The sequence below is a fragment of the Roseomonas sp. E05 genome, assembly GCF_030063475.1.
Lineage (GTDB): Bacteria > Pseudomonadota > Alphaproteobacteria > Acetobacterales > Acetobacteraceae > Pseudoroseomonas.
Genome location: NZ_JASIRT010000019.1, coordinates 39,385 through 52,630, shown reverse-complemented (window position 1 = coordinate 52,630; position 13,246 = coordinate 39,385). Strand labels below are relative to the sequence as shown.

Below are 13,246 nucleotides of genomic sequence, written 5' to 3'. Positions count from 1 at the left end.
CGTGCCGGCTGAGCCGTTCAGCCAGGCAGCGGAGTGCCGAGAAGGGCATCGCGGGTGCGCGCCAGGGCCTCACGTCCTCGCTCACCCAAGGCGGTGCCCTCCCGCCGCATTGCCTCCCGGTCCAGCGCGCGCCACTCTCCGCAGAGGCGCATCAGCCCTACCGCGCCCAGGTTCGCGGCACTGCTGTGCAGGGCATGCACCTCGGCGCGGAACCGGTGGGTGTCGCCCGCACGCGCCGCCGCGGTGATGGCCTCCACCAGTTCCTCCGCGTCGGCGAGGAAGTCCTCCGCCAGACTCTGCACGAAGGCATCGCCGCCCAGCTGCCGCAGGTTATCCACCATCTGCGGGTCCACCAGGGGGGCGGCGGGGCGGTAGCGCGGATGGGCGACCATCTCCGTGACCACCGAGCGTTCCTGCGGCACCGCCCGCACGATCTCGGTGCCCGGCAGCGCCGGGCGTGCCCGCTGCTCCACCACCTCCAGCAGCGCCTCGGGCTGCACGGGCTTGGTGATGTGCCCGTCCATCCCCGCCGCCAGGCAGCGCGCCGCCGTCTCGCCGGTGGCGTCGGCCGTCAGCGCCAGGATCGGCAGGTGCGGCTGGCCCAGCGCCATGACACGGAACAGCTTCGTGGCTTCCAGCCCGTCCGTCCGGGGCATGTTCACGTCCATCAGGACGAGGTCGAGGCGGTCTGCCTCGGCTTCCAGGATGTCCAGCGCCGCCTCGCCGTCCTCGGCAAGCACCGCGGTATGGCCGCCATGCTCCAGGATGCGGGCGAAGACCCGGCGGTTCACCGGGCTGTCATCGGCGACCAGCACGCGCAGGCGGCGCGAGGGGCGAACCGCTGCGGCTGCGGCCTTTCCTGCTTCTGGCCTCTCGGCGCCCCTGTGGCGGGGGGCCAGGGCGAGGGCGAGCCGCAGGGCCTTGCCCAGGGTTCCGGCGCCCGCCTCCGGCGTGATCCGCATCGCACAGTCGCGCCGCCGGATCTCGGGCGGCAGGCCGCCCGTGGCGGCGGCATCCAGCCGCAGACAGCGGGTGGCGTCGAGGCCGGAAGGTGTGGCGCCGCTGGCGGAGGCGATCAGCAGCGAGGGCGGTCCATCCGGCCGCTCGCCCTCCGCCAGGAGGTCGGTGGCACGGGCTGCATTCTCCGCCTGCCGCACCGTCGCACCGAGCTGCGCCAGCCGCGCGCCGAGCGTCTCGGCCGCTGCCGGCTCCAGGCGTAGCAGCACCACCGTCAGGCCCGGTGGCAGGAGCGGTTCCGAGGCGCCCGCTGCCTCCGCCGACGCGACAGGGACGCTGAAGCGGAAGGTGCTGCCCGTGCCAGGCGCCGACACCACCTCGATCTCGCCCCCCATCAGCCGCACCAGACGGCGGCAGATGGTCAGGCCCAGGCCAGTGCCGCCGAAGCGGTTGATGATGGTGGAGTCGGCCTGGGTGAAGGCCTCGAAAATGCGCTGCTGCGCCTCTGGCGCGATGCCGATGCCGGTGTCCGAGACCTCAACCAGAAGTTGCAATCGGCCTTCCCGTCCCTCCGCGGGCGCCGCATCCAGCGCCACCGTGATACCCCCCTCGACGGTGAACTTCACGGCATTGCCGGTGAGGTTCAGCAGAACCTCAAGGAGATGGCGCCGGTCGCCGACCAGCCGCAGTGGCGTTCGCGGCGTCACGTGCAGAGAAAAGCGCAGCCCCTTGGCACGGCACTCCGCGGCCAGCAGCGCGCGCAGTTCGGTCAGCAGTTCGCCCACTTCGAAGGCGGTGCTGGCGATCGGCATCCGTCCCGCCTCGATGCGCGAGAGGCTCAGGATGTCCTCGATCAGCGACAGCAGGGCGCGCGCCGCGCTGTCGATGGTCCGCAGCATCTCGCCCTGGTCGGGGTCGAGCCGGGTTTCGCGCAGCAGGCCGCCCATGCCGATGATGGCGTTCAGCGGCGTGCGCAGCTCGTGGCTGACGCTGGCCAGGAACAGCGACTTCGCCTCGCTGGCGGCCTCCGCCTGCTGCCGCGCCTGCGAAAGCTTGTTGATCAGCGTGCCGGCATAGAGCGGCAGCAGCAGTAGGCCGAACCAGAGGCCGATCGCCAGATGGAACTGCCCGGCCCAGAAGGGGGTGGTGGCAATGACGAGGCCGAAACCGGCCAGCGCCAACAGCATCGCCAGCCGCAGCCAGCGCAGGCCGAAGCGGAAGCCGTTGCCGAACACCACCCACAGGTAGATCGGAAAGAACGCCGCCGCCGGCTCGCCGCCCAGGTGCAGCTGCCACGAAAGGAAGCTGCAATCCAGCAGCAGCGCCGCCAGCCGGCGCGGCAGGCAGGTGGCGGGCACCAGTATGATGTGGGCCAGAACCGTGAAGGCGAGCGTGATGAAGACCGCCATCCAGAACAGCGCGTCGCCGGCGCTCGGCGAATTGCCGGCCAGCAGCGCGAGCACGATCACCCCGGCGAAGACGAGCCGGTTGAAGCTCATCTCATGCTCACTGTCCGGCCGGTTGCGCAGCCGGCCGGCCAGCCAGGCGAGCCAGCCGGGCGGCGGCGCGTCCCCCAGGGGAGCGCTCATCGCCTCGTCACGCCTTCGGATTCGGCGCCGTCAGGGATGTGGCCGGCGTCAATCCGGCCTGCACCAGCCGGGTGAAGGCTTCCGCCGGCAGGGGACGGCTGAAGTAGTAGCCCTGCACCTCGTCGCAGCCCTCGGCGCGCAGCGCCTCGAGCTGCGCCTCGGTCTCCACGCCCTCCGCCACCACCTGCAGGCCGAGCGTGTGCGCCAGCTCGATGATCGTGCGGACGATGGCGGCGCTGTTGGGTTCGCTGGTCATGCCACCAACGAAGGATTGGTCGATCTTCAGCCGGTCCACCGGGAAGTTCTTCACATAGTTGAATGAGGAGTAGCCGGTGCCGAAGTCATCCACCGAAAGGTGGACGCCGCGGTCCCGCAGGCTCTGGAGGGTGGCCGCCATTTCCTCTCCCTGGTTCATCAGGATGCCCTCGGTGAGCTCCAGCTCCAGCAGCCTGGGGTCCAGTCCGCTCTCTTCCAGGGCGGCCAGCACCATGGCAGGGACATCCTGATGGCGGAATTGCACTGGCGACAAGTTGACGCCGATGCGCAGGCGCGGCAGCCCTGCGGCGCACCAGGCGGCCGCCTGCCGGCAGGCCTCCCCCATGACCCATTCGTTGATCGGGCCGATCAGCCCGGTTTCCTCCGCCACCGAGAGGAAGGCGCCGGGCGCCACCAGCATGCCGAGGCGCTGCCAGCGCAGCAGCGCCTCGGCGCCGACGATGCGGCCGCTGCACAGTTCCACCTGGGGCTGGTAGTGCAGCACCAGCTCGCCACGGGCCAGCGCCTGGCGGAGATCGGCCTCGATCTGCATGACCTGCCGCGCATGGGCTTCCATCGGGGCAGCGAAGAACCGCCAGCCGTTCCGGCCCTCCGCCTTGGCCCGGTACATCGCGAGGTCCGCGTTGCGCAGCAGCTCGTCCGGCTCGGCGCCATCGCGCGGGTGCATCGTGATGCCGAGGCTGGCGCTGACCGAGAGGCTGTGGCCTTCGCACAGGAACGGCTCGGCGAGGGCAGCGATCACCCGCTGGGCGAGTGCCGCCGCCTGCTCTGCGCCGGCGATTTCGGTCTGCAGGATGGCGAACTCGTCGCCGCCAAGCCGCGCCAGGGTCTCGCCGGGGTGCAGCGCCTGCAGCAGCCGCTGCGACACGCTGCGCAGCAATGCGTCGCCCATATGGTGACCGAGCGCGTCATTGACCGCCTTGAAGCGGTCCAAATCGAACAGCAGCAGGGCAAAGAAGTGGTCGCCGCGCCGGCCGCGCGCCAGCTCCCGGCGGAGGCGCTCGTCGAGGCCGATGCGGTTGGGCAGGCCCGTGAGGGCATCATGCTGAACCATATGGCCGAGACGCCGCTCGGCCTGCTTGCGCTCGGTGATGTCGATTGCGGTGGTCAGCACCGCCACCATCTCCCCCCGGGCGTTTCGGAAGGGCGCCTTGCTGGTGAGGAAGCTGCGGGGGGTGCCGTCGGGGCCGGTGGCTTCCTCCTCCCGCTCCGGCAGTGCCTCCCCGCTGCGAAAGACCAGCCTGTCGAGCGCGCGGTAGTGGGCGGCCCGCTCGGGTCCGAACAGCAGCGATACGTCGTGCCCGACCAGCGTCTCCGGGCTGGCGCCGGCGAAGCGGGCCTGCATCGCGTTGACGAAGACGCAGCGGCCCTGCCGGTCGGCGGCGCTGATCAGGGCGGGCACGGTGTCGATCACCTGCGCCAGCGCCTGGCGGCTGTCGCGCAGCAGCTCCTCGCGGGAGCGGGTGCTGTCCTCCAACTCCTGCTGCAGCGTGGCGGCGCGGCGCTGGATGATCTGCTGCTGCTCGCGCATCCGCAGCAGGTTCCGCGCCCGCGTCAGGAACTCGCAATGGTCCACCGGGCTCAGCAGGAAGTCCGTCGCGCCGGCCTCCAGCGCCTCCAGCCGGTAGGAGCGGTCGTTATAGGCGGTGATGACGATGACCGGGATGTCCGCCGCCGTGGGCTCCTGCTGCAGGGCCCGCAGCCGGCGCGTGAACTCGGCTCCATCCATTCCGGGCATGCGGAAATCGGTGACGACCAGATCGGCGCCATGCTCCCGGAGCCAGTCCAGCGCCAGCGCCGGGTCCCCGAATGCCTTCACCTGAATACCCTGGTCCAGGGACTGCGCAAGCCGCGAGAAGATATGCCGGTTGGTCGTCCTGTCGTCCAGAATCAGGATTGTCGCCATTACGCTTCGCAGTTTGCCTGCGCCTGGTGTTGCATTCCTTGCACCCTAACAGGAAAATTTAGGCCGCACCTCTTTTCGAATAAAAAGATAACCGGGCAGCCATGAAGATGCACGGAATGTCACGCCCAGCGCAGTGATGCGCCCCTGCCATGGCGTGTCCCCGGCGTCCCTGGCTTGTGGCGCCGCATCCCGCGCCCTAGCGTCTGGGCAGGTCCGCCGCGCGGGCCAATGGAGGCGCTGCCATGATCGAGCTGCACTACTGGACCACCCCGAACGGGCACAAGGTCACCATGTTCCTGGAGGAGGCGGGGATGCCCTACCGCCTGATTCCGGTCAATATCAGCAAAGGCGAGCAGTTCCGGCCGGAATTCCTGGCCATTGCGCCGAACAACCGTATCCCCGCCATCGTGGATACCGAGCCGGCGGGCGGCGGCGCCCCGGTCCCGCTGTTCGAGAGCGGCGCCATCCTGCTCTATCTCGCCGACAAGATCGGCCGTTTCGTCCCGCCGCCCAGCGAGGTGCGCGGCCGGGCCGAGGTGCTGCAATGGCTGTTCTGGCAGATGGGCGGGCTCGGTCCCATGGCCGGGCAGAACCACCACTTCTCCATGTATGCGCCGGAGAAGATCCCCTACGCGATCGACCGCTACGTGAAGGAGACCAACCGCCTCTACGGTGTGCTGGACCGCCGCCTCGCCGACCGCGAGTTCGTCGCGGGGGAGGCCTATTCGATCGCCGACATGGCCATCTATCCCTGGATCGTGCCGCATGAGCGGCAGGGCCAGAAGCTGGAGGACTTCCCCAGCCTGGCGCGCTGGTTCGCGGCGGTGCGCGAGCGGCCGGCGACCCAGCGGGCCTATGCGCGGGCGCAGGAGATCAATGCCGCCCCGACCGTCAGCGCCGAATCGCGCGGCGTGCTCTTCGGCCAGACAGCCGCCAGCACCCAGGGCCGCTGATCCGCATGGCGCGCATGCTCTATGAGCTGGCCGGTAGCGATCCGGCCCGCCGCTTCAGCCCCTATTGCTGGCGGGCCCGGATGGCGCTGGCGCACAAGGGGCTGGAGGCGGAGTGCCAGCCCTGGCGCTTCACCGAGGTGGAGAGCATCGCCTTCTCCGGCCAGGCCAAGGTGCCGGTGCTGCGGGATGGCGACCAGGTGGTCTTCGACTCCTGGGCCATCGCCGAATATCTGGAGCGGGTCTACCCCGACCGGCCGGCGCTGTTCCCCGGCACGCCGGAGGCCAGCCGCTTCATCGCCGCCTGGGCCGACACGGTGCTGAACGCGCAGCTCGTCCGGCTGATTGTCAGCGATATCCCGCAATGGCTGGGGGAAGGCCAGCAGGCCTATTTCCGCGCCAGCCGGGAGGCCCGCTTCGGCATGCGGCTGGAGAAGGTCACCGAAGGGCGCGAGGAGCGCCTGCCGGCCTTCCGCGCCGCCCTGGAGCCGCTGCGCGCCACCCTGCGGGAGCAGTCCTTCCTCGGCGGCGAGGCGCCGGCCTATGGCGACTATGCCGTCTTCGGCGGCTTCCAATGGGCGCGGGTCGTCTCGCGGCTGGCGCTGCTGGAGCCGGGCGACCCGGTGGCCGAGTGGCGCGAGCGGATGCTGGACCTGTTCGACGGCCTGGCGCGCGCCACGCCCTCCTGCGGAACGTGATCGGCGCGGGGCTGCTGCGCCGGCGGCCCGCCACCCCACATCCCCGCCACGTCCCGCCGCGAGGAGTCTCCCATGGAGTCGATCTACTGGGTGGCCTGCTGGGCCTGCCACCGCAAGTGCCGCCACTGCTATGAGGCGCGCTTCCGCCCCTATGCGCGCGCGGCGCTGGAGGCGGTGGTGGCGGAGGCCGAGCGCAACAGCCGCCTGGTGCTGGAGAACCTGCCGCCGCGCCTGACCTGGCGCGACGCCCCGGCGGAGAGTGGCGAGCGGCCGGAGAAGCCCGGCCGCGTCATCCTGGCCGGTGGCGAGGCGCTGCTCAACCGGGTGCGGCAGCGTGTGACCTACCCCGTGATCGAGGGGCTGCGGGCGCGCTATGCCGGGCAGGGCGGGGTGAAGATCGTGGTGCAGACCACCGGCGACCTGCTGACCCCGGCGATCGTGGAGGAGCTGCTGGCGCGGGGCGTCTGGATGATCTCGGTCGCGGGGCTGGACGACTTCCATGTCGGCATGGAGGGCACGGCGAAACAGGAGGCCTGGCGCCAGCGGCTCTCGGCGATGCTGCAGGCGGCGGGGATGCGCCCCTCGGGAATCGCGGTGCAGAATCGCAAGGCGCTGGAGGAGGAGGGACCGGTCTTCTCCTTTTTCGGCGCCACGCCGGAGAGCTGGATCGGCAAGCTCTGGCCGCGCGGCCGCGCCTGGGAGAACGGCCTCTCCACCGCCACCCTGGCCGACAACTTCTGCAACCGCTGGTCCGGCGGGCTGAACTTCCTGCGGCACGGAGAGGCCGGCGCGGAAGTCTCGATCGAGCCGGACGGCTCCGTCTATCCCTGCTGCCTGAAGACGCGGCTGCCGCTCGGCAACCTCACCGAGGAGCCGCTGCTGGAGATTCTGGAGAGTCTGCGGGACGATCCGGCCTATGCGGCCATCAGCCGCGGCGAGCCGGAGCGGATGGGTCTGGCGGATGGCTGGTCGGCGGAGGACTTCATTGCGAAATCGTACACAGTGACGCCGCGGGGCCAGCCCTACGCCAATCTCTGCATCGGCTGCGACCGCTTCCATGAGGAAGTGCTGGCGGAGCGGGTGGCGGCGGCGCGGCAGGCGCGCCGGGTGGTACCGGCATGAGGCTGCCACGTCGCGCGCTGGCGCCAGCCCTGGCCGGATGGGCCGCCGCCCTGCGGGCCGGCCCGGCGCGCGCGGCCAATGCGACGGACATGCCGGCCGCGCCGCCTCGGGAGGAAATCCCGGCCGCGACGCCCTGGGAGCGGCTGCTGCGCCGCGCCGCCGGCCAGTCGGTGAATTTCCATGCCTGGGCGGGCGATGCGCGCACCAACGCCTTCATTGCCTGGGCCGCCGGGCGGATGGAGGCGCAGCATCGTATCCGCCTGCGCCACATCCGCCTGCGCGACACCGCTGAGGCGGTGGCGCGGGTGGTGGCGGAGCGTGCCGCTGGCCAGGCCTCGGGCGGGGCGGTGGACCTGGTCTGGATCAACGGCCCGAACTTCCTGGCGATGAAGCAGCAGGGCCTGCTGCGTGCCATCACCGACGCCCTGCCGAATTTCGCCCTGGTGGACACGGCGGGCAAGCCGGCCACCGTCACCGACTTCACCGTGCCGGTGGAGGGGCTGGCGGCGCCCTGGCGGATGGCGCAGGTGGTGTTCATCCATGACAGTGCCCGCCTGCCGGACCCACCGCGCGCGATGCTCGCCATGCCCGACTGGGCGCGCGCCCATCCCGGCCGGCTGACCCATCCCAACGCGCGCGACTTCCTGGGTGCCACCTTCCTCAAGCAGGCGCTCTACGAGATGGTGCCCGACCCCGCCGCGCTGGCCCGCCCGGCCACCGAGGCCAACTTCACCATGCTCGCCGCGCCGCTCTGGGAGTGGTACCGGGCGCTGCGGCCGCATCTCTGGCGGCAGGGGCGCACCTTCCCGGAAAGCGGCCCCGCGCAGCGCAACCTGCTGAACGATGGCGAGATCGACCTGATGATCGCCTTCAACCCCGCCGAGGCGCCGGCCGCCATCGCCGATGGCCTGTTGCCGGAGACCGTGCGCAGCTACGTGCTGGCGGGCGGCACCATCGGCAACTGCTCCTTCGTCGGCGTGCCCTTCAACGCCGCGCAGCCGGAGGCGGCGATGGTGGTGGCGAACTTTCTGCTCTCCCCGGAGGCGCAGGCCGAGGCGGCCGACCCCCGCAGGCTGGGAAGCCCGCCCGTGCTCGACCTCGAACGCCTCGGGCCGGGCGACCGCCAGCGCTTCAGGGACCTGCCCCGCCTGCCGGGGATGCCGTCCGCCGCCGAGCTGGGCAATCCGCTGCCCGAGCCGCATCCGAGCTGGATGACGCGCCTCACCGCCGAGTGGGAGCGCCGCACCGCCGGCGGCGGGCCCTGAGCTGAGCGCAGGCCGGTGCGGCTGCCTGCCTGCCTGCCCGTGCTGCTGCTGGTCGGCACGGTGCTGCTGCCGGTGCTCGCCGGGCTGGCGGGAACGCTGCTGCCGGCCTTCGGCCATCTCCCGGCGCTCGGCGCAGCCGGCTGGAGCCTCGACCCCTGGCGCCAGTTGCTGGCCACCCCGGGTCTCGGTACGGCGCTGCGCCTGACGCTGACGAGCGGCTTCGGTGCCACGGCGCTCTCCTTATTCTCTGTCGCGCTGTTCTGCGCCGCCTTCCACGACCGGCCACTGTTCCGGCGGGTGCAGCTCTGGCTGGCGCCGCTGCTGGCCACGCCGCATCTGGCCATGGGCGTCGGCTTCCTGGCGCTGGCGGCGCCGAGCGGCCTGCTCGCCCGCCTGCTCGCGCCCCTGCTGGGCCTGGACCGCCCGCCGGACCTTGCCACGGTGAACGATCCCTGGGGGTTGGCGCTGTTGCTCGGCCTGGCGCTGAAGGAAGCGCCCTGGCTGCTGCTGATGAGCCTTGCCGCGCTGAACCAGACCCCCGCCGCACGGCTGATGGCCACCGCGCGACTGCTGGGCCAGCCGGCGCCGCTCGCCTGGCTGAAGGTGGTCTTTCCGCTGGTCTATCGGCAGATCCGGCTGCCGGTTCACGCTGTGCTGGCCTATTCGCTGGGCACGGTGGAGATGGCGCTGCTGCTCGGGCCGGGCAACCCGCCGCCGCTGGCGGTACTGCCGGTGCGCTGGTTCCTGGACCGCGACCTCGCCATGACCTTTCCCGCCGCCGCCGCGGCCATCCTGCTGCTGGCGCTGACCCTGGCGGCGATGGCCCTGTGGGAGGGAGTGGCTGCGCTGGCGGGGCGGGCGGGACGGCACTGGGCGGGCTCCGGCGCGACCTCCGGGGCGATCGCCGTCCGGCTGGGCGCGCTGCTGCTGCCGGTCCTGCTGCTGCTGGCAGTGGGCAGCCTCGGAGCCGTGCTGCTCTGGTCGGTGGCCGGACCCTGGCGCTTTCCCGACCTCTGGCCGCGTCGGCTGGACCTCGGCACCTGGGCGGCGCAGCGCGAGGGGCTGCTCGCCCTGGCCGGAGCCACCCTGCGGGTGGCCTTGCCGGCTACCCTGCTGGCGCTCGCCCTGGCGGGGGCGGCGCTGGAGGCGGTGGCGCGCCATGGCCGTGCTGCCTGGCCCTGGCTGCTCGGCCTGAGCTATCTGCCGCTGCTGCTGCCGCAGACCGGCTTCCTCTTCGGCCTGCAGGTGCTGCTGCTGCAACTCGGGCTGGATGGCGGCCTGCCGGCGGTGCTCTGGGCGCATCTGGTCTTCGTGCTCCCCCATGTGCTGCTGGTGCTGGCCGCGCCCTGGGCGGCGCTCGATCCGCGCCTGGCGCGCAGCGCGGCGGCCCTCGGCGCCGGGCCGCTGCGCGTGCTCTGCACGGTCAAGCTGCCGGTCCTGCTGCGGCCATTGCTGGCGGCGGCGGCGGTCGGGGTCGCCGTCAGCGTCGGGCAATACCTCGCCACGCTCTTCGCCGGCGGCGGCCGCTTCGCCACCCTGACCACCGAGGCGCTGGCGCTTTCTTCCGGCGGGGACCGCCGGGTGCTCGGCGTCTTCGCCACGCTGCAGGCGGCCATTCCGCTGGCCTGCTACGCCCTCGTGCTTCTGCTGCCGCGCTGGGTGTGGCGTCGCCGCGCCGGGCTGCGCGCGGTATGAGGGGCCTCGTGCTGCAGCAGGTGGTGCTGCGGCTGGAAGGGCGGATGCTGTTTCCGCCGCTCTCGCTGCAAGTGGCGCCTGGCCAGGTGACGGCGCTAATGGGGCCGAGCGGCTGCGGCAAGTCGAGCCTGCTCGCCTGGCTCTGCGGCACGCTCGATCCGGCGCTGACGGGGCAGGGGCGTGCCAGCCTCGACGGCGCGGACCTCACTGCCTTGCCGCCGGAGCGCCGCCGCCTCGGCATCCTGTTCCAGGACGACCTGCTGTTCCCGCACCTTTCGGTGGGCGGCAATCTGGGCTTCGGTCTGCGGGGGCTGCCGCGCGCCGAGCGCCGGGCGCGCATCGCCGCTGCGCTGGCGGAGGCAGAGATGCCGGGCTTTGCGGAGCGGGACCCGGCCAGCCTCTCCGGTGGCCAGCGGGCCCGGGTGGCGCTGCTGCGCGTGCTGCTGGCCGGGCCGCGCGCCCTGCTGCTGGACGAGCCCTTCGGCCGGCTGGACGCCGCGCTGCGCGGCCGCTTCCGCCGCTTCGTGCTGGACCACGCCGCGGCGCGCGGCCTGCCGGTGCTGCTGGTGACGCATGACGCCGCCGATGCCGAGGCGGCGGGCGGCCCGGTGCTGCGCCTGGGGTAGCGCAGCCTTGAGCGCAACCCCGGCTCGTGCCTGACCGTTCGCCTCCCGAACACTGCAATGGAGATTCGTTTTGCGATCAGAGAATGTCTGGCTGACGAATCAACCGGACGCTCCCAACAATCCACGCCTGCCGGTCCGGCTTTATCGGTCCGCGGTGCCAGCCGGGGAGCCGGCGGCGGCGGAGGCCCTGTTCGCCAGCCATGGCTGGCCGCCCGCCTGGCGCAACGGCATCTTTCCCTATGTCCATTTCCACACCACCGCGCACGAAGCGCTGGCCATCGTCAGCGGGCGGGTGAGGGTGCGGCTGGGCGGCGAGGCGGGGCAGGATTTCGAGCTGGAGGCGGGCGACGTGGTGATGCTGCCCGCCGGCACGGGTCATCAGTGCCTGGAGGCCAGCGAGGACCTTCTGGTCGTGGGCGCCTATCCCGCGGGGCAGCAGCCGGACCAGCACCGCGGCGTCGTCGGGCAGGTGGCGGAGCTTCGCGCGCGCATCGCGCGGCTGCCGGACCCGCCGGCCTGCCCCGTGAGCGGCGAGGCCGTGCCGCGCCGGCCCTGAGGGGGGGCTCAGGCGGCGGCGATCGCCGCGTTCATGGCCTGTACGCCGGCGGCGGAGCCCTCGGGATGGTTCCAGACGGCGCCCACCACGGCCAGGAAATCCGCCCCCGACCGCACCAGCGGGCCGCAATTGGCCGCCGTGATGCCGCCGATGGCGACGCAGGGCAGCTCGAACATCTCCGACCACCATTCCAGCAGCCCGATCTCGGCCTGGTGCTCGACGGCCTTGGTCAGGGTCGGGAAGAAGGCGCCGAAGGCGACGTAGTCGGCCCCGACCTCGCCGGCTTCCATCGCGAGATGCCGGCTGCCGTGGCAGGTGATGCCGAGGGTGCGGTCCGGCCCGAGCAGCTTGCGCGCCGCCGCATGGTCGCCGTCGGTCTGGCCGAGATGGGCGCCATCGCAGCCCGTCTGCACGGCGAGATCGGCCCGGTCGTTCAGCAGGAAGGCGACGTCGCGGGACTGCGCGACGGGGCGCAGCGCGTCGATCGCGCGGCGCAGCGTGTCGTCATCCCCCTCCTTGAGGCGGAGCTGCACAGCGGCGACATCGCCCGCATCCAGCGCCCGTGCCAGCTCGCCCGCGAAGCGGGTGGGGTCGAGGGCAGGGGGCGTGATCAGGTAGAGACGGCAGCGGGGAGACCCGCTGCCGCCATGCGCATCCGCCTTGGCGGACGCGGCCATCAGTTGGACGACTTGTAGACGGCGATGATGTCGGACAGCAGCTTCAGCGCCTCTTCCTTCGGGCGCTGGAAGGTGTTGCGGCCGATGATCGAGCCGTTGCCGCCGCCGGCATGGATGCCCTTGGCCATCTCGACCATGGCTTCCGCCGTGCCGGCCTCGCCGCCCGAGAAGACCACCAGGCGGCGACCGCCGAAGCAGGCCTGCGTGACGTGCTTGATGCGGCCCGCCAGGGTGCCGATCTCGGGGACCGGGCTCTTCTCGTAGGTCTTCTTGGCGGCGTCGAGCGAGATCGCCTCGGTCGGCGGCTTCACCTTGATGATGTGGGCACCGAGCAGCGCGGCCATGTGCGCGGCATAGGCGCAGATGTCGAGCGCCGTCTCGGCGGTCTTGTCCAGGTTCGGGCCGCGCGGATAGGACCACACGACGACGGCGAGGCCGGCCGCCTTGGCCTCCTCGGCCAGCTCGCGCAGCTCCTCCATCATCTCGAACTGGTACTCGGAGCCCGGATAGATGGTGAAGCCGATCGCCGAGCAGCCGAGCCGCAGCGCGTCCGAGACGGTGCCGGTCACGGCCTGGTCCTTGGTGGTGGACAGGCTGTTGGAGCTGTTCACCTTCAGGATGGTCGGGATGGCGCCGGCATAGGTCGCGGCGCCGGCCTCGATCATGCCGAGCGGCGCGGCATAGGCGGAGAGCCCGGCCTCGATCGCCAGCTCGAAGTGGTAGCGCGGGTCATAGGCGGCGGGGTTCGGCGCGAAGCTGCGGGCCGGGCCGTGCTCGAAGCCCTGGTCCACCGGCAGGATCACCAGCCGCCCGGTGCCGCCGAGCTTGCCTTCCATCAGGATGCGGGCGAGGTTCGCCTTGGTGCCCGGGTTGTCGCTCTCATACCAGGAGAGGATTTCCTTCACGCGGCGCGTGAGCTTCATGGTGAT

Annotated in this window: 11 protein-coding genes; 7 read left to right on the top strand and 4 right to left on the bottom strand. The window is 71.8% G+C overall.

Annotated features, from left to right (window positions below; translation table 11 throughout):
- Window positions 1-17 precede the first annotated feature (17 nt).
- On the bottom strand, window positions 18-2,546 hold the full coding sequence (locus QMO56_RS17565; RefSeq protein WP_283527799.1) for an ATP-binding protein: 2,529 nt from the start codon (window positions 2,544-2,546) through the stop codon (window positions 18-20).
- A gap of 7 nt (window positions 2,547-2,553) precedes the next feature.
- A complete protein-coding gene (locus QMO56_RS17560) occupies window positions 2,554-4,728 on the bottom strand; it encodes an EAL domain-containing protein (RefSeq protein WP_283527797.1) in 2,175 nt (724 codons plus the stop codon).
- Window positions 4,729-4,970: 242 nt separating this feature from the next.
- Here QMO56_RS17560 and QMO56_RS17555 point away from each other — a divergent pair, with 242 nt between their 5' ends.
- From QMO56_RS17555 to QMO56_RS17525, 7 genes are all read left to right on the top strand, one after another.
- On the top strand, window positions 4,971-5,681 hold the full coding sequence (locus QMO56_RS17555) for a glutathione binding-like protein (RefSeq protein ID WP_283527795.1): 711 nt from the start codon (window positions 4,971-4,973) through the stop codon (window positions 5,679-5,681).
- 14 nt (window positions 5,682-5,695) lie between these two features.
- Window positions 5,696-6,376: a glutathione S-transferase family protein gene (locus QMO56_RS17550; RefSeq protein WP_283527793.1), complete on the top strand. Its 681-nt coding sequence runs from the start codon at window positions 5,696-5,698 to the stop codon at window positions 6,374-6,376.
- A 72-nt stretch (window positions 6,377-6,448) separates the two neighbouring features.
- The gene (locus QMO56_RS17545) at window positions 6,449-7,498 is read left to right on the top strand and encodes a radical SAM/SPASM domain-containing protein (protein WP_283527791.1); all 1,050 of its coding nucleotides are present in this window, start codon (window positions 6,449-6,451) and stop codon (window positions 7,496-7,498) included.
- On the top strand, window positions 7,495-8,763 hold the full coding sequence (locus tag QMO56_RS17540) for an ABC transporter substrate-binding protein (RefSeq protein WP_283527789.1): 1,269 nt from the start codon (window positions 7,495-7,497) through the stop codon (window positions 8,761-8,763). Before QMO56_RS17545 ends, QMO56_RS17540 begins: the two co-directional genes overlap by 4 nt.
- Window positions 8,764-8,778: 15 nt before the next feature.
- Window positions 8,779-10,458 carry an ABC transporter permease gene (locus QMO56_RS17535; protein ID WP_283527787.1) on the top strand — a complete coding sequence of 560 codons (1,680 nt, stop codon included), beginning with the start codon at window positions 8,779-8,781 and terminating at the stop codon, window positions 10,456-10,458.
- Window positions 10,455-11,084, top strand: coding sequence for an ATP-binding cassette domain-containing protein (locus QMO56_RS17530; RefSeq protein WP_283527785.1), 630 nt, complete (start codon window positions 10,455-10,457; stop codon window positions 11,082-11,084). The genes QMO56_RS17535 and QMO56_RS17530 overlap by 4 nt, the downstream gene beginning before the upstream one ends.
- 70 nt (window positions 11,085-11,154) lie before the next feature.
- Window positions 11,155-11,640 carry a cupin domain-containing protein gene (locus QMO56_RS17525; protein ID WP_283527783.1) on the top strand — a complete coding sequence of 162 codons (486 nt, stop codon included), beginning with the start codon at window positions 11,155-11,157 and terminating at the stop codon, window positions 11,638-11,640.
- Between the two features lie 8 nt (window positions 11,641-11,648).
- On the opposite strand, the gene thiE is transcribed toward QMO56_RS17525, so the two are convergent.
- Together thiE and QMO56_RS17515 are read right to left on the bottom strand one after the other, a co-directional pair.
- Window positions 11,649-12,317, bottom strand: coding sequence for a thiamine phosphate synthase (gene thiE / locus QMO56_RS17520; protein ID WP_283527781.1), 669 nt, complete (start codon window positions 12,315-12,317; stop codon window positions 11,649-11,651).
- Window positions 12,317-13,240, bottom strand: a complete 924-nt coding sequence (locus tag QMO56_RS17515) for a class I fructose-bisphosphate aldolase (RefSeq protein WP_283527779.1) — start codon at window positions 13,238-13,240, stop codon at window positions 12,317-12,319. Before QMO56_RS17515 ends, thiE begins: the two co-directional genes overlap by 1 nt.
- Window positions 13,241-13,246 lie beyond the last annotated feature (6 nt).

What these genes read in the sequence shown, in the direction of transcription:
- QMO56_RS17560 (WP_283527797.1), bottom strand. Translation starts at nt 4,728, where the DNA reads ATGGCGACAATCCTGATTCTGGACGACAGGACGACCAACCGGCATATC.
- QMO56_RS17550 (WP_283527793.1), top strand. Translation starts at nt 5,696, where the DNA reads ATGCTCTATGAGCTGGCCGGTAGCGATCCGGCCCGCCGCTTCAGCCCC.
- QMO56_RS17545 (WP_283527791.1), top strand. Translation starts at nt 6,449, where the DNA reads ATGGAGTCGATCTACTGGGTGGCCTGCTGGGCCTGCCACCGCAAGTGC.
- QMO56_RS17530 (WP_283527785.1), top strand. Translation starts at nt 10,455, where the DNA reads ATGAGGGGCCTCGTGCTGCAGCAGGTGGTGCTGCGGCTGGAAGGGCGG.
- thiE (WP_283527781.1), bottom strand. Translation starts at nt 12,317, where the DNA reads ATGGCCGCGTCCGCCAAGGCGGATGCGCATGGCGGCAGCGGGTCTCCC.
- QMO56_RS17540 (WP_283527789.1), top strand. Translation starts at nt 7,495, where the DNA reads ATGAGGCTGCCACGTCGCGCGCTGGCGCCAGCCCTGGCCGGATGGGCC.
- QMO56_RS17515 (WP_283527779.1), bottom strand. Translation starts at nt 13,240, where the DNA reads ATGAAGCTCACGCGCCGCGTGAAGGAAATCCTCTCCTGGTATGAGAGC.
- QMO56_RS17555 (WP_283527795.1), top strand. Translation starts at nt 4,971, where the DNA reads ATGATCGAGCTGCACTACTGGACCACCCCGAACGGGCACAAGGTCACC.
- QMO56_RS17565 (WP_283527799.1), bottom strand. Translation starts at nt 2,546, where the DNA reads ATGAGCGCTCCCCTGGGGGACGCGCCGCCGCCCGGCTGGCTCGCCTGG.